Origin of the sequence: Bacillus sp. RC51, assembly GCF_044908115.1 — a bacterium.
In the GTDB taxonomy this organism is placed as follows: domain Bacteria; phylum Bacillota; class Bacilli; order Bacillales; family Bacillaceae_G; genus Bacillus_A; species Bacillus_A mycoides.
Genome location: NZ_JBIYCW010000021.1, coordinates 1 through 18,151, shown reverse-complemented (window position 1 = coordinate 18,151; position 18,151 = coordinate 1). Strand labels below are relative to the sequence as shown.

Sequence of the window (18,151 nt, the reverse complement as noted above, 5' to 3'; positions counted from 1 at the left end):
TCCATTACTTCAATGTAAGAAATTCTGCAATTGGGCCGAGTACTAACATCGGGAAGAATGTTAACGCACCAACAATTACAATTGTTCCGATAAATATCCCTCCAAATAAACCATTATCTGTACGGAACGTTCCGACTGTTTCTGGTACTACCGTCTTCTCTTTCAGTGAAGCTGCAACAGCTAGCATCGTAATTAAACTGAAATAGCGTCCTAAAAACATAACTAAACCAGTCGTAATATTCCAAAACGGTGTATTATCCCTCAATCCTTCAAATCCAGATCCGTTATTCGCAGCTGATGATGTATACTCATAAACAACTTGCGTTAAACCGTGGAAACCGGAATGAGAAATTGCATCCGTTCCTAAACTTGTTGAAAGAGCTAATGCCGAAAATCCTAAAATAAGCAATGGATGAAATAATATCGTTACCGCAATTAATTTCATTTCCTTCCCTTCAATTTTCTTACCTAAAAACTCTGGTGTCCGTCCAACCATTAACCCAGATATAAAGACTGCAATAATTGCATACATGATAATGTTAACAAAGCCTGCTCCAACACCGCCGTATACTGTATTTAACATCATATTTACGAGTGGAACTAGACCACCAATTGGTGTTAACGTATCATGCATCGTATTAACGGCCCCTGTTTCCGCAGCTGTCGTTACTGTCGCATAAAGGGAAGAAAATACTGTTCCAAATCGGACTTCTTTTCCTTCTGTACTTCCTTGTACATGTTCGATACCCATTCCATTTAACACTGGATTTCCATGTAATTCAGATGTTGTAATCGTTATAAATCCTAGTAAAAATACCATGAATAGTGAAACGAAAAGGATACGACCTTGTTTTTTATTTCCTACCATTCGTCCGTACGTAAATGGAAGTGCTGTTGGCAATAACATCATAAGCATCATTTGCAAAATATTACTCATTTGCCCTGGATTTTCAAAAGGATGTGTAGAGTTTGCCCCGAAAAATCCACCGCCGTTATTTCCAAGTTCCTTAATTGAAACGAATGATGCAACTGGACCACGTAAAATACTTTGCTTCGCACCATCAATTGTTTGTGCTGTAACTGCTCCATCTAACGTTTGTGGTACACCAAGTGCGACAAAGACTAACGCCGCAATAAATGCGATAGGAAGAAAAACTCTCGTTAATGCTCTCGTAAAATCAACGAAAAAGTTACCGAGTTCTTTTCCAGCGAGTCCTCTTATAAAAGCCATAACGAGCGCTAACGTCGTTGCTGGTGCCGCAAACATTAAAAATGTAATTCCGACTAATTGTGATAAATAAGATAAACCATTTTCACCGCTATAATGCTGTAAGTTTGTATCAGCCATAAAACTAATTGCCGTATTAAAAGCGAGTGTAGGCTCCATTCCTTCAATATGCGCTGGATTTAGCGGCAGCACACCTTGTAATCTGAAAATGAAATATACGACAACAATCATAAATCCATTGAGTAAAACTAATGATAATGCGTACTGTTTCCACGTTTGATTGTATGCTTTTACACCCGTAATTTTAAAAATAAGTTTTTCAAAAGGCCCAAATACTTTATCTAGCGTTTTGCTACCTTGAAAAGCTTTTTCTAAATAAATCCCCGTTGGCTTTGCTACTAGAATAAACAAGAGCATTGTAATAACGACTGCAACCCAAATCATAATGAATGATTCCCCCTAATTAAAACTTTTCTGGATTTAATAATGCGTACACTAAGTACACCGTAATCGCTGCAACAATAACCGATAAGGCAATCATCATGATTGCTTCCCTTCTTTCACAACTTTATCTGACCAACTTGCAAGACTTGCCATCGATGCGACTAACCCAACAAAAATACCGATCATTACGACATCTAACATAACTACCCCTCACTTTTTGTTAAATTTTACCATCTAGTTATCAAAAAAAGAACACTAAGCTCTACTTAGTGTTCGAAACGAACAACACAAAGTAAACCTCCTCTCTAAACGCTTACGAGGTTAGCTGTCGGATTCGGGCCTAAAGAGTAGCCCTACTTTCAAAACTGAAAGATTCACCCCAAGTGACGATGCACAAAATTGGTTCCCCCGCTCCATTTCTGGAACTCAGCGATTTTAGGTTTTTTTTGGAAATTTTACGAATGATTTATGAGAGTAAATATACTCCTCTAAATTTAACTTGTAAAGGGGTAAATTACTGAAAATAAGAAAATATCCATCTATTTAAGCGTTTACATTAGTTGTTATTAATATTTTTTCATCTGTTTTCTCGTCTTTCCTTTCTTTTTCACAGAAATGATCTTTTAAATACGAAATAAAAAGAGCGAATGACATGAAGTGCATAGCTTGTTGCACTCAGCATTCGCTCTTTTTTCATTCAACCTTTATTCTCCACGCAAAAAAGCACGCAAATTTCTCCCTCGAATATAAACTTGTGATAATTCTGCATGTAACTGCTCATATTCGGTAATATCCGCCTCTAAATACAAAACATCTTTTGATGGTAATATAATATATGGCCCTGGAAAAAGAGGATCGAGCACTACCAATTCGTGAACTCGCTCTACCGATATCGCCCAACGATTCGCTATATCTCCTAGTAACAACACTTTCATCTTCATTTCCCCCACCTTATTCAAAAAATAAAAAAGAAATATTATCACAGTTCGTAAACACTACAAATTTAGCTCCAATTGTTTCATAGAGCCTGGCCGGATATCGTTTATTCTTTGTAACAACAGTAATAGGCGCTTGAAAAGAAAAACGAATGCGTTCTGTGAAGAAACTAACTATCGGAAGCTCATCTCCTAGTAAAATCACCTTCTTAATACGCTCGCAAATACTAGTAAAATCCTGCTCCTTATTACAGCTATAAGTCCAATCAAATCCACACTTTCTAACTTGATCTGCTATCTCTTCATTTGCTGTAAAAATAATTAACTCATGCTGAAATGCTGCTAGCTCTCTTAAACTCTTTACCTTATTTTCTTCTCCAACGCAAATAAGCGTTAATTCCATGTACCTCATCCTCCTTAGTATAAAAGAACTCAAACATAGATTGATATTCTCCTATACTAATCAGACCGACGAAGTGATATATCCATCATGGCACCGCCCTCTCTCAAGACGCTTACGAAGTTAGCTGTCGGATTCGGGCTTTGAGAGTAGCCCTACTTTCAAAATTGAAAGATTCACCCCTAGTGACGACGCACAAATTGGTTCCTCCGCTCCATACATTTGGACTCAGCGTATTACAAAAAATGTATTCTGGCTGATATATTACTCCTGTATTTGGAAAAAGTAAACAATGAAAAATCCTTAAGGTGGATTTTTCATTGTTGCTAGACATTATAAATATTTATATTCAATAGGAATTTTCATGAGTCGTATTGTAATAATACTAAATAAAGAAATGATTAAAAATTAAACGTGAAACGAGGATGCTATATGACCGAGGATAAAAAGAATAATTTTATTAAAATAATAAACATTCTAGGTAATTCGTTACTTTTAATTCTAGTGATTTTAGTTACTATTACTAGTTATACTGAATTCCGTACTACACTAGAAATCATTTTTTTAATTTCTTGTTTGTTATTAATTTATAGTAAATACTTAAGTAATAATAAGAAGGCTATGATTCCATACCTTATATTTTTAATATTAATATCATCACACCTTTTATATATTTTATTTATCTAAAAGGACGCATTTAAACAAGATACCCAAATCAAATTCACTACCATATATTAAACTTTTATTAATCATTAACCTTAATAACCAGTGAGGATATAGCCCCACTGGTTGAATTTCCACTTATGCACGCGCTTTATTCAATTTATACGCAAAATGATTCGTCGGCCCATGACCACTTCCAATATTCAAAGGCTCTTCAATCGCTATACTAATAAATCGTTTTGCTTCTTGAACTGCCTCTTCCATCAAGTAGCCTTTCGCAAGTCCTGCTGTAACCGCTGAAGCAAATGTACACCCACTTCCGTGCGTTTGCTTCGAAGGAATTCGTTCACTTCTAAATTCAATAAACTGCTCACCATCAAAGAGTAAATCAATTACTTCATTACCTTGATATTCTGCATGTCCGCCCTTCATAAGAACATATTTAGCTCCTAATTCATGCAATACTTTCGCAGCTTCTTTACTATCTTCTATATTTTGAATTTCCATCCCAGTTAACACTTCTGCTTCAGGAACATTCGGTGTTACAACAGTTGCTACTGGTAATAAATATTCCTTTAATGCTTGTACTGCTTCTTGTTGTAATAATGATGCCCCGCCTTTTGCAATCATAACAGGATCTAGCACAATATTATTCCAGCCGAATTTTTTAATATGTTCTGCAACAATTTGAATAATTTCACTGCTAAATAACATTCCTAGTTTTACAGCATCTGGCGTTAAATCCGTACCAATTGAATTCAGCTGTTCCGTAATTCCTTCTAAAGAAACAGGATATACCCCTTGAACGCCAAGCGTATTTTGAGCAGTAATTGCTGTAATAGCCGTCATTCCATACACACCAAGCTCTTGGAATGTTTTTAAATCCGCCTGAATCCCAGCGCCGCCTCCGCTATCAGACCCTGCAATTGTTAAAGCTTTATTCACTTTCATTCCACTCATCCTTTTCTACCCAAAATAGCGATGATAAATTGTTTTCGCTTCGCTTATATCTTTCGTTCCATGTACAAGTACACGGCCATCTTTAAAAGCAACTAATCTCTTTTCTTCAACCGAAAATGATAATAAATATGGATTTACATTTAAATCAGTCACACGATCATTCAGCAATTTTTTATATTGTTCAAAATCCATTTCCTCTTTATGAGGTGGTCTAATTTGAACTGTATTTCTCCCGCATAACACTGCTGTTTTTGAAGTGTTTTCCTTATTTAAATATGGATATACTGCCTGTTCACCACACGATAGACAATTATGTTTACGAAGCTTTTGCACATTCATACATGAATATTCATTTTTCCATACATCAAATGATACAAGCCCATCTCGAAGTGAGTCATAATCTTCTACTAACAGTTTAAGTGTTTCCGTTACTTGATGAGAAACGACAAGAGACACAGCAGGCGATATAATCCCCGCTGTATCACATGTCGCTCCGCCAAGCGGAATCGATTGTAATAAACAAGATAAACATGGCGTTTTTCCTGGAAGAATAGTATAAGAAAGACCGTAACTCCCTACACATGCCCCATAAACCCATGGAATAGAATATTTTTGCGATATATCATTCACAATGAAACGTGTTTCGAAATTGTCAGTCGCATCGATGATTACATCAACATTTGTAACGAGTTCTTCCAACTCTTCAGCCGTTACATCCTGAACGCGAGCTTCTACTCTTACTTCACTATTAACCTCTTCTAGACGTTTTTTTGCCGCTACAGCCTTCGGAAGATTATTCTCTACATCACTCTCTGCATACAATTGTTGTCTTTGCAAATTACTCCAATCGACATAATCACGGTCAACAATTGTTACTTGACCAACGCCTGCTCTTACAAACATCTCTGCGTTTGCACTACCTAATGCGCCTGCACCGATAATAAGTACATGCTTTGTCCTTATCTTTTGTTGCCCTTCTTCCCCAATTGGAGAAAATAGCTCTTGGCGAGAATATCGATTATTCAACTACGCTCATTCCTTCTAAAGGACTACTTGCTGTCGCGCAGCGCTTGCGTGCAATACGACCTGCTTCAAAACCTAAACGACCTGCCTCAATACTTAATTTCATTGCTTGTGCCATCTTAATAGGATCTTTTGCTCCCGAAACAGCTGTATTCAATAACACACCATCCGCTCCTAATTCCATCGCAAATGCCGCATCAGCTGGGCTACCAATACCTGCGTCAACGATAACTGGTACTGTCGCTTGTTCAATAATGAAGCTTAAATTTAATGGATTTACAATACCAAGTCCTGATCCAATTGGTGATGCTCCTGGCATAATCGCATGCACACCAAGTTCTTGTAGTTTGCGTGCTAATACAACATCATCAGATGTGTAAGGAAGAACGATAAATCCTTCTTTTAGTAACATTTCAGATGCCTTTAACGTTTCTACTGGATCAGGTAATAACGTTCTATCATCACCAATAACTTCTACTTTTATCATGTCACAAAGTCCAGAAGCTTTTGCTAATTTTGCAATACGAACAGCTTCTTCAGCATTTTTTGCTCCTGCTGTATTCGGTAATAACGTATATTTTTTTACATCAAGTTTCTCTAATAAATTAGGCTGCTTCGCATCAAATATATCCATACGACGTACTGCGAATGTTAAAATCTCAGCCTCAGAAACATCAATTGCCTTTTGCTGCACATCAAAATCAGAGAATTTCCCTGTTCCTAATAAAAGTCTAGAATGAAATGAAAATTGTCCAATGTTTAACATAATCAACCGCCTCCTACGAAAGTTACAATCTCAATTTGGTCCCCATCAAAAACAGATGTATCGTTATGGTCATCTTTTTGTAAAATATCTTTATTACGTTCTACTACAACAATTCTGTTATCTAACTCTAAATGTGTAAGTAGCCCAGCTACTGTTTTCACACTCTCTGGTACTTCAATTTGGTTACCATTAATTTTTAAATTCAAACTTCCATCCCCTTTCTAAACCGTTTTAGAAAGCAATGAATCTAGCAAGTGATTCTCCTGCTTTCCTTCTATTAAATCAGCCATATACTGACCAGAAACAGGACTTAATAAAATGCCGTTTCGATAATGGCCCGTACAAGCATATAAACCTTTTATTTCTTCATGCTCTCCCATATAAGGAGCTTCATGATTAGACTGCGGTCTTAACCCAGCCCACGTACTTTCCCATTCTGCTTCTTTTAAAGCAGGCAATATTGTGTAGGCACGCTCTAATATGGAAGTAATACTTTCTGGTTGTACAGACTTATTAAACGTATGAGGCTTCATTGTTGCCCCAATTACGTAACGGCCACCACGTTTCGGTGTAATATAAAAACGTTCTTGGAAAATAGGAGCTTTCAAGAGCGGTTTCTTGCTTCTTACTGCAACAACTTCACCCTTCACAGGATACGTGCCCCAATCACTATGGAAATAATGTAGTAATTTCGTACTCCATGAGCCTCCAGCGATAACGACTTTTTCACATGTGATTACACCTTCGTTTGTCACAATTCCAGTCACTTTATTATTTTCAATACGAATATCAAACACTTCTGTTTGTTCATATATATCAGCTCCGGAAATTGCTGCAGAATGTGCGAATGCTTTCGTAAGCTCTGGTGCAATAACTTGACCATCTTTCGGATAATATACCGCCCCTATAATTGACTCGGAAAGAAACGGCTCTTTTTCCCGTAAATGGTCCCCCGTTAGAAATCGGGAATCTTCACCTGTTTTCTGCTGCCAATCCATAATATGAAGAATTCTTTTCTTCTCATCTTCATTTTGAGCGATGCGATAAATGCCCTTTTCTTCATACCCAATATCGATGCCTGTTTTTTCACGTAAAACTGCTGCAAGTTGTGGAAATATAGCACGGCTTTCTCTAGCAAGCTCAAACAGCGGATCATATGCATCCCATTCTGCCTGAACACCGAGCAAACCAGCAGCTGCTTTCGAAGCTTCAGATGCGATTCTTTGTTTCTCTATAATCGCTACTTTATGCCCTCTTTCTGCTAGAAAGTGTGCAACTGAGCTACCAATTACACCTCCGCCAATAATCGCTACATCATACTTCTTACACATGTTTTTCCGCCCACTTTCTTATTGATTCCTTATAAGATTTCGCCCTGCTATACGGATTACTACTGCTTATAATCCCAGACATAACAGCAATGCCACTTACACCATTTGCAAGAACATCACCTGTATTTTCAGGGGTAATCCCACCAATTGCAGTTATTGGTATGGATAAGCATCTTGCCATATGAGCAATTTCTTCTAATCCTCTTGCTGGCACATCCTTTTTACAAGCCGTTGGAAATACATGACCGTAAACGAGTGAATCCGCTCCATTTTTAAATGCCACTATCGCTTCATCTAAAGAATGTACTGAATAGCCAACATGCAAATAAGAAAACTTTTCTTTCACCGACCTTACATCTGCGCTTCGATATCCTAGCTGCACACGCGGAATATTTAATAGAATAGCAATATCAATTCGATCATTTATCACTATCTTCGATGCCGGAAAGCCTTTCCCCAAAAGACTTTCCACACCTTCATACAATTCCTTCGTGCTCTTCTCACGCTCACGAATATGCAAATAATCAATCTCACTCTCAATTTGCATCGCTACATTCACTAATTCTTCAAATGGCATATGGCCATTTGAGATTACATGAAGCTCATTTTTCATATTCATTCGCCTACTTTAAAATGTTTTCGAATAATTCATTGGCTGGAACGATTTCTTTCGCCATTCCTTTGTCTTTCAACCATTTATTTTGTTTCTCCCATGACTCTTTTGAATCCGATAAGAATGGCTCATCTTTCGTTTCCATCTTCTCTAATAAAATTTTCATACTTTCTTTTTCAACTTCTGGTACAAGTGGGAAGTTTTCTTTTTCTTGATGATCTAATAAAATATTTAATGCTTCATCCGGATTTTTCTTCATGAAATCATATCCCTTTTTCGCACCACGTAAAAAGGCCTGTAATGCTTCTTTATCCTTTTTCAAAGTTTTATCACCTGTTACAAACACAAGCTCATGATAATTCGGCACACCGTAATCAGCTGGATTAAAGTACGCTGGTTCATGGCCCTCATGACGCATAACAGGTACTTCATGGTTAATGTACGCTCCTGTTACAGCATCCACTTTTTTCGTAATTAACGCTGGTACTAAATCGAATCCAACATCGACTACTTTTACTGTATCTGGATTACCACCATCTTCTTTTACCATCGTTTTTAAATATGCTTCACTTAAAGGGGTCCCAGAATATCCAACTGTTTTTCCTTCTAAGTCTTTAGGTGACTTAATACCTGCTGATTTCAGCGATACAACATGATTTAACGGCGAACGTACGACAGCTCCAATTGATTTCACTGGAATTTGTTCATTTGCTTTTGCCATGACAACATCTGGTTGATAATACAAGCCAACGGTCACTTTCCCTGCTGCCGCTAGCGTTAATGGATCAGTCGGATTAGAAGGGAATTTAATATTCACCTTGACTCCTTCTTCTTTAAAGTATCCTTTTTCAATTGCCGTATAAATAAAGCTATGTACCGCATTCGGGTACCAATCAAGCATTACTGTTATTTCTTTTTCTGATTTATTCTTATCTGATGCCGAGTTACTCGAACATCCTGCAATCATTGCAACTAATAATGTAAACACAAAGATGCGTTTTAATAATTTCATGAATGTTTCCTCCAACTAATGAATTTCTTTTCTAATGTGGAAATAAGTATGACGAAGAAAATAGCTAATAATGATAACAATACAATTGGTGCAAATACACCAGCTCCGTCTAACTGTGTCATCATTCTTTTACTGAAATATCCAAGCCCAGCTTGTGCACCGAGCCATTCTCCAATTGCTGCCCCGATCACACTAAGCGGAACTGCAATTTTTAACGCTGAGAAAAAGTAAGGAAGAGCAGATGGCAACTTTAGCTTTAGAAAAATATCTTTTTTTGTTGCACCATACGTGACTAAGAGCTCCTCCCATTCTTTTTTCGTACTACGCAGTCCATCATACGTATTGACCGCAATTGGGAAAAACGTAATTAAAACGGTAACAACAACCTTGCTCCAGATGGTATATCCAAACCATAAAACGAAGAGCGGCGCAAGCGCAGTAATCGGGATTGTTTGTGAAGCAACTAATAACGGATAAAATGCTCTTTCCATCCACGTACTCGCATTCATTAACATTGCTAGCCCTACGCCCAGTACGATAGAAATAACAATGCCTATTAAAACGACATACAACGTTGCAGGTAAATGAACCGTAAATAATATATCTTTCAGCACCCATATCTTCATTACAATTGCAGAAGGTGATGGCAAAATGTACATCTCATCTACAATTCTTGCTCCTACTTCCCATAGAGCAAGTAGAATTCCACTTAATATAAGGGCAGGTAATAACTCCTTCAAGCGATTCATCATACAAGTACCTGCCTTTGTAACATACTAAGGAGCTCTTCTTTAAGCGCTAACACTTCAGGTTTATATAAATCTTTTCTTGTTCGGTTACGATCAAGCGGCACAATTCGCTCAGTTAAAGTTGCTATCGGTTGATTTTCTACAACCAAAATTCGATTAGAAAGAAACAATGCTTCTTCAACATCATGAGTGATAAATAAAATTGTTTTTTCCCACTCTTTCCATTGTTCAAACAACCATTCTTGCAAAGATGCCTTCGTTAAAGCGTCCAATGCACTAAAAGGTTCATCTAACAATAATATCTCCCCGCCTGTTAATAAAGTTCGGATAAAAGATACGCGTTGCCTCATACCACCAGATAAATCTTTCGGATATTTTTTCTCGTACCCTTGTAAACCAAATTTATGTAACAGTTCTTTCGCTTTTACTTGCGCTTCTTTCTTCTGCACACCTTGGCACTCTAGCGGCAGAGCCGCATTCTCAATAATCGTCCTCCACGGCAAGAGCATATCTTTTTGGGGCATATACCCTACAGGATGACTCTTTGTTTTTGTCAGCTCTATCTGTCCAGTACTTGCCTCTTCTAAGCCTGTAATAAGGCGAAATAAAGTACTTTTCCCGCATCCACTCGGTCCGATAATACTTACAAACTCTTTATCTTGTATAGAAGCATTTAATTCATCGATGATTGGTTTCTCATCATAATGAAAGGAAACATTATGAAACTGTAGTATGTTCTTGCTCCTCAAAACCCCACATCTCCTTAAGATAAGCCATATCCCAGAATAAATATTCAAATCGGCTGGAATATAAGAAAATTTCCTCTAATCGGTCTAGCTCTTTCTCTGACTTTCCAACTGCCATTTCATTTAATAAATCTATTAACCAAATACAAAGGTTACCGTATTCTTCAGAACAATATCCTTGAATCCACTCTCCAAAGAACTCATGATCGCTTGCTCCAGGAATATCATTTAAACGCTTTCCGATCTCCCAATAGCTCCACATACATGGAAGTAAAGCTGATATTAATTCTGCAAGTGTGCCATTTTGAGATACAGACATCATGTAATTTGTATAGGCTAAATTTTTAGCAGATGGTTTCGCAGATTCTATCTCCTCTACAGTAATGCCAAGTTTATTTGCATACTGTTTATGGATCGTCATTTCTCCATTTAAAATCCCATCAATTTGCTCTGCAAATTTTGCCATAACTTGTGGATTCGTTGCCTTTACAACCCCAATTGCATATAGCTTTGCATAATCTAACAAATATAAATAATCTTGAATAATATAGTACTGGAATTTGTCTTTTTCCAACGTACCATCCCCCATACCTACTACAAACGGATGATTATGACTTTTCTCCCAAACAGGCTGCACCGTATCAAATAATCTTTCACAAAATTTCATTAATAATTCCCCTTCCTATATATCTATTTATCTCAATAAAAAAACCACTTCTGTATATAAGAAGTGGTTACAGCAAATAAAATTATAATTTATTCGTTGTTCCACTTCCCTTCGCTAGTATTATCTAGATCAGGTGTTGTAAGGGTTAAGGATTATTCCTCTCTCAGCACGAAAAGCACCCCTAGTGGTGTTAATATGAAATTTTCAAATAAAAAAGCCCCGTTTCTATACGCAAAGAAACGGGGACTCATTGTTAATGTCCGAATTGCTTCCCTACGCTAGCATAATCTAGATCAGGTAATAAAAAGGATCAAAGGCTTATGGCCCTACTCTCAGCTGGCAACACCAGCCCTCCTAGCAAACTATAAAATTATCACTGTCAGTATAACATCGCCATAAGACATCATCAACTGTTTTAATTTTCTTAATTAAGAATTAATTCTTAACGTGTTAAACAAATATAAATGCGACCTCACAAATGATATATACAATATTTATATACGAATCTCTCTTCTGACATTATTTTTATTGATTTCATATTACATTTATGTGAATACGACCAATATATTATATCTTTATACTATAATAAAATTACAACTATACAACTAGAGGAGGTCTTTATTACATGAATATGAAAGCCACAGCTTTAACAGCAACTACTATCGCAATTGCTTCTTTACTTCCTTCTATGGGAGAATCCGATATACAAACAGCGGCTGCTAAGCAACCATCTACAGTAAAAACTGGATATGTAAAAATTGACAACGTTGCACTACATCAAAATAGCCATACAGACAGTGCAATAGTTGATACCATTCGATTTAATAGCCCGGTTACTATTCTTGAAACAGTTCAAGATTGGTATAAAGTATCTGTTAACAACAAAACAGGCTATATGAAAAAAGATGCAATTCTATTCAAAAAAAATGTTCAACCAAAGTCTCAATATATCGTAAATGCAAACGCATTAAACGTTCGTTCTGAACCTAATACAGAGTCTTCTATTCTAGATATATTACCAAATGGTCAATTCATTACCATTCAAGGTGAACAAGGAGATTGGTACAAAATATTACATAACGGTCAAATTGGTTACGTACAAAAAACATTTGTATCTAATGGATCCACACCTCTAGTAAAAGGTGTAACAGTACAAGGTTCTCCTTCTTATACTGTTGCAACACCAAAATTAAATGTGCGTAGCAATGCTAGCACAAGTGGCACTCTACTTGGCTCATTACAAAATGGTACACAAGTACAAGTAGTAGAAACGGTAGGTACTTGGTATAAAATTCGTTTTGGCACAGGATACGGATATGTAGCAAAACACTATGTAGTGCAAAATCAACCACAAGCTAAAACAGCTCAACCTGCATCAATTCCAGCAGTTTTCAAATTCCCTACTCAAGGGAAAATCAGCTCCACTTTTGATATGCGCTGGGAGCAAATGCATTATGGTATAGATATAGCAGCACAAGGAAATGTCTCTATTCAAGCTGCTGCTGCAGGTAAGGTTGTGAAATCTTATTATTCGGCTAGCTACGGCAATGTCGTGTTCATCGCCCATCAAATAAATGGGAAATTATATACAACAGTTTATGCTCATATGAAGGATCGCACTGTACAAGCTGGTGATCAAGTACAAACTGGACAATTAGTAGGTCATATGGGAAACACAGGTCATTCATACGGGCAACATCTCCATTTTGAATTACATAATGGGGAATGGAATTTTGAAAAAACAAATGCAGTAAACCCACTGCCATATTTAGTTAGGTAAATTATATGCCACGCAATATACCTCTCTTTATTGAATACCTGGCCTTTTTAGGTTTAATCTGTTGTTTAATCATTTATAATACGAACACTGTATTTTTATCTATTATTATTGCTTTTGTTGCTTTAGAAATCATTATGGAAGCATTACAAATGCGGCTAAAACAAAAAATTGCCCATATTTATAATGTTATTTTTCTTTTAAGTGCTCTTATAACAAATATAATTAGTAATGGTTTTTATTTATCTACCGTACTTCCTGTATTCTTTATAGGTGTTTTATTATTCATAGCTAGATACGTTCATGTTCCTAATAACCAAAAACATGAACAAGAAGCTTAGAAAGAGGAGACACTGTGTACCAATCTTTCAAAGATAATCCAATGAAATATATATTGAATTTATATGAAAAAATGAATACTTTTTTTGGTATACAAAGAAGTTATACTGCACAATTTCTCCTTTATGGAATGTTATTTCTTATCTTAGTTACTTTCTCCTTGCTTTACTAACAAAAAAGGATCTCACATAAACTTGAGATCCTTTTTAATTTATATTAATTTTTAATATGTAAAATAAGGTTTATCCGCAAGCATATTTTTCATAAATAAAACTAAGATTATATTTTTTCTCTAAGCTCATTCTTTGTTCATCGTCGCACCAATAGAAAAGAATATCATGAATCGTTGCATAACGCTTATTTTTAAGAAATAGTTTAAAGAATGATGGTAAACAATCATGTAATTGTATAAATATATAATTGCGTAGTATTTCTTCTTTGTATTCAATTCCCTTACAAATATACAGTAATTCTTCACAGTAATATGCATGCTGTGGAACTTGGATCATTTCGAAAAATGGTACATATGATAGTAGCTTTCCAATAAAATGACCATACCGATCCATTACCCCTATCGTCATATGCTCCATCATTTCTTTCATCACATATAAATAATCATCTACATGAGTTGTCTTTAAAGGGTCTAATCGATCGGAAATTTGTGAAAGTACAGCTCTTTGACAAGCTAAAACCGCTTGACTAGGTCCATAATATGATAGGAAGTCTGTACACTTACGATACTTCCGTAATAAGTCATGTGTATATAAATCATACACAAAAGTATTACAATACATTGCCAGACTCATCATATCACTATTTAATTGCTCTTTTGACAGTAGCTTAGCTCGCTTACACATATAAAAGAATGTAAATTCCAATACTTCTTTATGAGATAATAGATGTTTGCAATCTGTTATACATTTCTCATTAAATTTAACTCGATCCCAAATTTCTACATCCTCAGCTGTTAATTCACCAATACGATATTTAATAATTAAATAGTTTAAAGCAACTGCTTTCGTCAAAAGATCCCATGTTTCATACTCCAATGAAGTTCGGACAAATTCATCTAGCCCTTGGGTTATCATAAAAGCATTTGCCTCTTCATACCAACCAATCTCTTGACATAAACGAAGAATACGTACTAGAGTTGGAATTTCATCTTTATGAAACTGCGGTAAATTCTTTACTTTATTCATGCCATATACGATAAATGGCGCTAAATTTTCTTCTTTATAAAATTCTTTTTCTTTCCATACTAATATAGTTCGCTCTTTCCCTTCACCTTTTGGATGACAAGGTACAAGCAAAGAAAATAACTCAGCGAAATCATTTGGTTCTATATATGTATCTGTAACCAAATTCCAATTTGGATCGCCCTGTACAGCCCTCATATAATTCCCCTTCCCTTTTTATCCCGCTATTTGCGGGCAGTAAGACTCCCACCTCAAAATTCTGCGAATGCGAGGAAGTTAGGTAGGAGATAAAACTGCCCATAAAAGCCCGATTGGTTCAACTAATAATTATTTTGGGATGGACCCCCCCAATAATTAAAGTTTCACTTTATCTATGTAGGAAATATTAATTCATTATTACATCATTAACGATAAATATTGTTATATTCAAAATCTATCATAATACTTATATCTCTCAGTATATCATTTTTTCTCTTATTAAAAATCAGGAATGACAAATTTAAAAAAACTGTCAAAAATATTGACGCTATACTTATTATATAATGTCTCAGATACATCACGCTAACATATTAGTTTAATCCGTATATACTAGAATAATGTATCTGATCTTTATAAATAGTTTATTCCGTATGCTCTGAGATTTCACTTAAAGCAAACCCTGCTTGATCATCTGCTGATTTTCTTATAGCTAAATCACCTAGTGCTAGCATCCCAACAAGTTGACCGCTCTCAACAACCGGTAACCGTCTAATTTGATATTGTGCCATTAATTCTGTAGCTTTTTCAATAGAATCATCTGGAGAAACTGAAACAATGTTTGTTGTCATTACATTTGTAATTTGATTAGATCCAGGATGTTTTTCAGCAATCCCACGAACAACTAAGTCTCGATCAGTAACAAGCCCAACAACTTGTTTATTTTCAATAACAGGAATCAATCCAACCGATTCTTCTTTCATTTTTACAGCTGCCTCATATACATTGTCTAATGGTGTACAATGTACGATATGAGTACTCATAAGTTCTCTAACTTGCGTCATTTTTCATCTCCTCCTTTTAATACATACCATAGCTTTTCCTAAATCCCTTTATTTATTTCAGAAAAATAAGGTGATAAAAAGAGGCTTATACATAATAAAAAAGAGTCAGCAATATGCTGACTCTTTTTTTATGACCCGTACGGGATTCGAACCCGTGTTACCGCCGTGAAAGGGCGGTGTCTTAACCACTTGACCAACGGGCCATGGCTCCGCAGGTAGGACTCGAACCTACGACCGATCGGTTAACAGCCGATAGCTCTACCACTGAGCTACTGCGGAATATATATGGTGGGCCTAAATGGACTCGAACCATCGACCTCACGCTTATCAGGCGTGCGCTCTAACCAGCTGAGCTATAGGCCCATATACTTTACAGGGGCAGTAGGAATTGAACCCACACTGGAGGTTTTGGAGACCTCAGTTCTACCTTTAAACTATGCCCCTAAATGGTGCCGGCTAGAGGACTTGAACCCCCAACCTACTGATTACAAGTCAGTTGCTCTACCAATTGAGCTAAGCCGGCATAAAAAAAACAAAAAAATGGTGGCTCGGGACGGAATCGAACCGCCGACACGAGGATTTTCAGTCCTCTGCTCTACCGACTGAGCTACCGAGCCAACATAAAATGGCGGTCCCGACCGGGGTCGAACCGGCGATCTCCTGCGTGACAGGCAGGCATGTTAACCACTACACCACGGGACCATTGGTTGCGGGGACAGGATTTGAACCTGCGACCTTCGGATTATGAGCCCGACGAGCTACCGTACTGCTCCACCCCGCGACGATATTATGTTTTAAAAATAAATGGAGGAGGTAGAGGGATTCGAACCCCCGCGCGACTCTCGCCGCCTGTCGGTTTTCAAGACCGATCCCTTCAGCCGAACTTGGGTATACCTCCATGAAGGAAAAATTAATATCTTATTCATTTTTATATGTAACTAAACCACTTTTTAAAAAAATGGAGGAGGTAGAGGGATTCGAACCCCCGCGCGACTCTCGCCGCCTGTCGGTTTTCAAGACCGATCCCTTCAGCCGAACTTGGGTATACCTCCGACATATAAAAAATAAAGTGGAGCCTAGCGGGATCGAACCGCTGACCTCCTGCGTGCAAGGCAGGCGCTCTCCCAGCTGAGCTAAGGCCCCATGTTTTTGGGAAAATCGGGAAGACAGGATTTGAACCTGCGACCCCCTGGTCCCAAACCAGGTGCTCTACCAAGCTGAGCCACTTCCCGTTAATAAAAGCGCGCCCGAGAGGAGTCGAACCCCTAACCTCTTGATCCGTAGTCAAACGCTCTATCCAATTGAGCTACGGGCGCATATGGTGCCGAGGGCGGGGGTCGAACCCGCACGGTGGTCACCCACCGCAGGATTTTAAGTCCTGTGCGTCTGCCTGTTCCGCCACCCCGGCATGTCATACTGAAAATTGGAGCGGAAGACGGGATTCGAACCCGCGACCCCAACCTTGGCAAGGTTGTATTCTACCACTGAACTACTTCCGCAAGACATGTTTGAGTTATTTTATTAAAAGTGCGGGTGAAGGGAGTCGAACCCCCACGCCAAAGGCGCTAGATCCTAAGTCTAGTGCGTCTGCCAATTCCGCCACACCCGCATATTTTTTAAGAAAATGGTGAGCCATGAAGGATTCGAACCTTCGACCCTCTGATTAAAAGTCAGATGCTCTACCAACTGAGCTAATGGCTCTTAATGGCTGGGCTAGCTGGATTCGAACCAGCGCATGACGGAGTCAAAGTCCGTTGCCTTACCGCTTGGCTATAGCCCAATAATTAAGAAATGGTGGAGGGGGGCAGATTCGAACTGCCGAACCCGAAGGAGCGGATTTACAGTCCGCCGCGTTTAGCCACTTCGCTACCCCTCCGACATATATGGTGGAGGATGACGGGATCGAACCGCCGACCCCCTGCTTGTAAGGCAGGTGCTCTCCCAGCTGAGCTAATCCTCCATTTTGCCTGGCAACGTCCTACTCTCGCAGGGACAAGGTCCCAACTACCATTGGCGCTAGAGAGCTTAACTTCCGTGTTCGGTATGGGAACGGGTGTGACCTCTCTGCCATCATTACCAGACTATATTCGATTGAGACAAACATTATTATACTTGATTCACTTAGAAAGTCAATAAGTTTTTTATATTCTCTCAAAACTAGATAACGTTGCTTCATATTATATGGTTAAGTCCTCGATCTATTAGTATTCGTCAGCTCCACATGTCACCATGCTTCCACCTCGAACCTATCAACCTGATCAT

The 18,151-nt window shown here is 37.7% G+C and carries 19 protein-coding genes, 20 tRNA genes, 1 rRNA gene and 4 riboswitches; of the genes, 2 read left to right on the top strand and 38 right to left on the bottom strand.

The genetic code is table 11. From position 1 onward, the window contains the following. Positions 1 to 4: 4 nt before the first annotated feature. From kdpA to tenA, 15 genes are all read right to left on the bottom strand, one after another. Entirely contained in the window at positions 5 to 1,672 is a 1,668-nt protein-coding gene (kdpA, locus tag ABH959_RS27100; protein WP_113936764.1) for a potassium-transporting ATPase subunit KdpA, read from the bottom strand. A gap of 19 nt (positions 1,673 to 1,691) precedes the next feature. After that, positions 1,692 to 1,772, bottom strand: a complete 81-nt coding sequence (kdpF, locus tag ABH959_RS27095; protein ID WP_000972378.1) for a K(+)-transporting ATPase subunit F — start codon at positions 1,770 to 1,772, stop codon at positions 1,692 to 1,694. Then, positions 1,769 to 1,873 carry a SipW-dependent-type signal peptide-containing protein gene (locus ABH959_RS27090; RefSeq protein WP_000887888.1) on the bottom strand — a complete coding sequence of 35 codons (105 nt, stop codon included), beginning with the start codon at positions 1,871 to 1,873 and terminating at the stop codon, positions 1,769 to 1,771. The genes kdpF and ABH959_RS27090 overlap by 4 nt, the downstream gene beginning before the upstream one ends. A 95-nt stretch (positions 1,874 to 1,968) precedes the next feature. After that, positions 1,969 to 2,114: riboswitch (cyclic di-AMP (ydaO/yuaA leader) on the bottom strand. Positions 2,115 to 2,376: 262 nt separating this feature from the next. Then, a complete protein-coding gene (locus tag ABH959_RS27085) occupies positions 2,377 to 2,607 on the bottom strand; it encodes a hypothetical protein (RefSeq protein ID WP_016101779.1) in 231 nt (76 codons plus the stop codon). A 16-nt stretch (positions 2,608 to 2,623) separates the two neighbouring features. Then, a complete protein-coding gene (locus ABH959_RS27080) occupies positions 2,624 to 3,010 on the bottom strand; it encodes a hypothetical protein (protein ID WP_113936765.1) in 387 nt (128 codons plus the stop codon). Between the two features lie 93 nt (positions 3,011 to 3,103). Continuing rightward, positions 3,104 to 3,251, bottom strand: a riboswitch (cyclic di-AMP (ydaO/yuaA leader). Positions 3,252 to 3,808: 557 nt separating this feature from the next. Beyond that, entirely contained in the window at positions 3,809 to 4,621 is an 813-nt protein-coding gene (gene thiD, locus ABH959_RS27075) for a bifunctional hydroxymethylpyrimidine kinase/phosphomethylpyrimidine kinase (protein ID WP_113936767.1), read from the bottom strand. Positions 4,622 to 4,636: 15 nt separating this feature from the next. Continuing rightward, positions 4,637 to 5,656 (bottom strand): thiazole biosynthesis adenylyltransferase ThiF, encoded by a 1,020-nt coding sequence (locus ABH959_RS27070; RefSeq protein ID WP_113936768.1) that lies wholly within the window; start codon positions 5,654 to 5,656, stop codon positions 4,637 to 4,639. Then, positions 5,649 to 6,419, bottom strand: coding sequence for a thiazole synthase (gene thiG / locus ABH959_RS27065; protein WP_404493391.1), 771 nt, complete (start codon positions 6,417 to 6,419; stop codon positions 5,649 to 5,651). The genes ABH959_RS27070 and thiG overlap by 8 nt, the downstream gene beginning before the upstream one ends. Before the next feature lie 2 nt (positions 6,420 to 6,421). Then, complete coding sequence (gene thiS / locus ABH959_RS27060; protein WP_001049509.1) at positions 6,422 to 6,625, bottom strand: sulfur carrier protein ThiS; 204 nt, start codon at positions 6,623 to 6,625, stop codon at positions 6,422 to 6,424. Between the two features lie 15 nt (positions 6,626 to 6,640). Then, complete coding sequence (gene thiO, locus ABH959_RS27055; RefSeq protein WP_113936770.1) at positions 6,641 to 7,750, bottom strand: glycine oxidase ThiO; 1,110 nt, start codon at positions 7,748 to 7,750, stop codon at positions 6,641 to 6,643. Next, on the bottom strand, positions 7,743 to 8,363 hold the full coding sequence (tenI, locus tag ABH959_RS27050) for a thiazole tautomerase TenI (protein ID WP_113936771.1): 621 nt from the start codon (positions 8,361 to 8,363) through the stop codon (positions 7,743 to 7,745). Before tenI ends, thiO begins: the two co-directional genes overlap by 8 nt. Before the next feature lie 10 nt (positions 8,364 to 8,373). Beyond that, entirely contained in the window at positions 8,374 to 9,375 is a 1,002-nt protein-coding gene (locus ABH959_RS27045; RefSeq protein ID WP_113936772.1) for an ABC transporter substrate-binding protein, read from the bottom strand. Beyond that, positions 9,372 to 10,124 (bottom strand): ABC transporter permease, encoded by a 753-nt coding sequence (locus tag ABH959_RS27040; RefSeq protein ID WP_113936784.1) that lies wholly within the window; start codon positions 10,122 to 10,124, stop codon positions 9,372 to 9,374. The genes ABH959_RS27045 and ABH959_RS27040 overlap by 4 nt, the downstream gene beginning before the upstream one ends. After that, complete coding sequence (locus tag ABH959_RS27035; RefSeq protein ID WP_113936773.1) at positions 10,124 to 10,873, bottom strand: ABC transporter ATP-binding protein; 750 nt, start codon at positions 10,871 to 10,873, stop codon at positions 10,124 to 10,126. Before ABH959_RS27035 ends, ABH959_RS27040 begins: the two co-directional genes overlap by 1 nt. Beyond that, entirely contained in the window at positions 10,842 to 11,537 is a 696-nt protein-coding gene (gene tenA, locus ABH959_RS27030) for a thiaminase II (RefSeq protein ID WP_404493390.1), read from the bottom strand. The genes ABH959_RS27035 and tenA overlap by 32 nt, the downstream gene beginning before the upstream one ends. 89 nt (positions 11,538 to 11,626) lie before the next feature. Further along, positions 11,627 to 11,730, bottom strand: a riboswitch (TPP riboswitch). 60 nt (positions 11,731 to 11,790) lie between these two features. Then, positions 11,791 to 11,903: riboswitch (TPP riboswitch) on the bottom strand. Between the two features lie 259 nt (positions 11,904 to 12,162). Between tenA and ABH959_RS27025 the strand changes: the two genes are divergently transcribed. Then, positions 12,163 to 13,317 carry an SH3 domain-containing protein gene (locus ABH959_RS27025; RefSeq protein ID WP_002125323.1) on the top strand — a complete coding sequence of 385 codons (1,155 nt, stop codon included), beginning with the start codon at positions 12,163 to 12,165 and terminating at the stop codon, positions 13,315 to 13,317. Between the two features lie 5 nt (positions 13,318 to 13,322). Next, positions 13,323 to 13,655, top strand: coding sequence for a hypothetical protein (locus ABH959_RS27020; protein WP_002010638.1), 333 nt, complete (start codon positions 13,323 to 13,325; stop codon positions 13,653 to 13,655). Between the two features lie 240 nt (positions 13,656 to 13,895). Here the strand turns inward: ABH959_RS27020 and ABH959_RS27015 are convergent, their stop codons facing one another. The 23 genes from ABH959_RS27015 to rrf form a co-directional block, all read right to left on the bottom strand. After that, on the bottom strand, positions 13,896 to 15,047 hold the full coding sequence (locus tag ABH959_RS27015) for a DUF3965 domain-containing protein (protein WP_002125318.1): 1,152 nt from the start codon (positions 15,045 to 15,047) through the stop codon (positions 13,896 to 13,898). 422 nt (positions 15,048 to 15,469) lie between these two features. After that, a complete protein-coding gene (locus ABH959_RS27010) occupies positions 15,470 to 15,889 on the bottom strand; it encodes a CBS domain-containing protein (RefSeq protein WP_002125317.1) in 420 nt (139 codons plus the stop codon). A 131-nt stretch (positions 15,890 to 16,020) separates the two neighbouring features. Then, positions 16,021 to 16,092, bottom strand: a tRNA-Glu gene (locus tag ABH959_RS27005). A 1-nt stretch (position 16,093) separates the two neighbouring features. Next, positions 16,094 to 16,168 (bottom strand) — tRNA-Asn (locus ABH959_RS27000). Between the two features lie 7 nt (positions 16,169 to 16,175). Further along, positions 16,176 to 16,252: transfer RNA gene (locus ABH959_RS26995), tRNA-Ile, on the bottom strand. 10 nt (positions 16,253 to 16,262) lie between these two features. Continuing rightward, a tRNA-Trp gene (locus tag ABH959_RS26990) sits at positions 16,263 to 16,333 on the bottom strand. Positions 16,334 to 16,336: 3 nt separating this feature from the next. Next, positions 16,337 to 16,412 (bottom strand) — tRNA-Thr (locus ABH959_RS26985). An 18-nt stretch (positions 16,413 to 16,430) separates the two neighbouring features. Next, positions 16,431 to 16,506: transfer RNA gene (locus ABH959_RS26980), tRNA-Phe, on the bottom strand. 9 nt (positions 16,507 to 16,515) lie between these two features. Next, positions 16,516 to 16,591: transfer RNA gene (locus tag ABH959_RS26975), tRNA-Asp, on the bottom strand. Between the two features lie 2 nt (positions 16,592 to 16,593). Beyond that, positions 16,594 to 16,670, bottom strand: a tRNA-Met gene (locus ABH959_RS26970). A 24-nt stretch (positions 16,671 to 16,694) separates the two neighbouring features. After that, positions 16,695 to 16,787: transfer RNA gene (locus ABH959_RS26965), tRNA-Ser, on the bottom strand. Between the two features lie 61 nt (positions 16,788 to 16,848). Then, positions 16,849 to 16,941: transfer RNA gene (locus tag ABH959_RS26960), tRNA-Ser, on the bottom strand. A gap of 18 nt (positions 16,942 to 16,959) precedes the next feature. Then, positions 16,960 to 17,032, bottom strand: a tRNA-Ala gene (locus tag ABH959_RS26955). Positions 17,033 to 17,047: 15 nt separating this feature from the next. Further along, positions 17,048 to 17,121, bottom strand: a tRNA-Pro gene (locus ABH959_RS26950). Positions 17,122 to 17,131: 10 nt separating this feature from the next. Then, positions 17,132 to 17,205 (bottom strand) — tRNA-Arg (locus tag ABH959_RS26945). A gap of 3 nt (positions 17,206 to 17,208) precedes the next feature. Continuing rightward, positions 17,209 to 17,297: transfer RNA gene (locus ABH959_RS26940), tRNA-Leu, on the bottom strand. Positions 17,298 to 17,313: 16 nt separating this feature from the next. Beyond that, positions 17,314 to 17,388 (bottom strand) — tRNA-Gly (locus tag ABH959_RS26935). 29 nt (positions 17,389 to 17,417) lie between these two features. Then, positions 17,418 to 17,498, bottom strand: a tRNA-Leu gene (locus tag ABH959_RS26930). A 16-nt stretch (positions 17,499 to 17,514) separates the two neighbouring features. Then, positions 17,515 to 17,590 (bottom strand) — tRNA-Lys (locus ABH959_RS26925). Positions 17,591 to 17,594: 4 nt separating this feature from the next. After that, positions 17,595 to 17,669, bottom strand: a tRNA-Gln gene (locus ABH959_RS26920). A 12-nt stretch (positions 17,670 to 17,681) separates the two neighbouring features. Next, positions 17,682 to 17,765 (bottom strand) — tRNA-Tyr (locus tag ABH959_RS26915). 8 nt (positions 17,766 to 17,773) lie between these two features. Further along, positions 17,774 to 17,849: transfer RNA gene (locus tag ABH959_RS26910), tRNA-Val, on the bottom strand. Between the two features lie 5 nt (positions 17,850 to 17,854). Next, positions 17,855 to 17,970 (bottom strand): 5S ribosomal RNA (rrf, locus tag ABH959_RS26905). Between the last annotated feature and the right edge of the window lie 181 nt (positions 17,971 to 18,151).

Coding starts and splice junctions, on each gene's coding strand:
- kdpA (WP_113936764.1), bottom strand. CDS start 1,672: ATGATTTGGGTTGCAGTCGTTATTACAATGCTCTTGTTTATTCTAGTA.
- kdpF (WP_000972378.1), bottom strand. CDS start 1,772: ATGATGATTGCCTTATCGGTTATTGTTGCAGCGATTACGGTGTACTTA.
- ABH959_RS27090 (WP_000887888.1), bottom strand. CDS start 1,873: ATGTTAGATGTCGTAATGATCGGTATTTTTGTTGGGTTAGTCGCATCG.
- ABH959_RS27085 (WP_016101779.1), bottom strand. CDS start 2,607: ATGAAAGTGTTGTTACTAGGAGATATAGCGAATCGTTGGGCGATATCG.
- ABH959_RS27080 (WP_113936765.1), bottom strand. CDS start 3,010: ATGGAATTAACGCTTATTTGCGTTGGAGAAGAAAATAAGGTAAAGAGT.
- thiD (WP_113936767.1), bottom strand. CDS start 4,621: ATGAAAGTGAATAAAGCTTTAACAATTGCAGGGTCTGATAGCGGAGGC.
- thiG (WP_404493391.1), bottom strand. CDS start 6,419: ATGTTAAACATTGGACAATTTTCATTTCATTCTAGACTTTTATTAGGA.
- thiO (WP_113936770.1), bottom strand. CDS start 7,750: ATGTGTAAGAAGTATGATGTAGCGATTATTGGCGGAGGTGTAATTGGT.
- tenI (WP_113936771.1), bottom strand. CDS start 8,363: ATGAAAAATGAGCTTCATGTAATCTCAAATGGCCATATGCCATTTGAA.
- ABH959_RS27045 (WP_113936772.1), bottom strand. CDS start 9,375: ATGAAATTATTAAAACGCATCTTTGTGTTTACATTATTAGTTGCAATG.
- ABH959_RS27040 (WP_113936784.1), bottom strand. CDS start 10,124: ATGAATCGCTTGAAGGAGTTATTACCTGCCCTTATATTAAGTGGAATT.
- tenA (WP_404493390.1), bottom strand. CDS start 11,537: ATGAAATTTTGTGAAAGATTATTTGATACGGTGCAGCCTGTTTGGGAG.
- ABH959_RS27025 (WP_002125323.1), top strand. CDS start 12,163: ATGAATATGAAAGCCACAGCTTTAACAGCAACTACTATCGCAATTGCT.
- ABH959_RS27020 (WP_002010638.1), top strand. CDS start 13,323: ATGCCACGCAATATACCTCTCTTTATTGAATACCTGGCCTTTTTAGGT.
- ABH959_RS27015 (WP_002125318.1), bottom strand. CDS start 15,047: ATGAGGGCTGTACAGGGCGATCCAAATTGGAATTTGGTTACAGATACA.
- ABH959_RS27010 (WP_002125317.1), bottom strand. CDS start 15,889: ATGACGCAAGTTAGAGAACTTATGAGTACTCATATCGTACATTGTACA.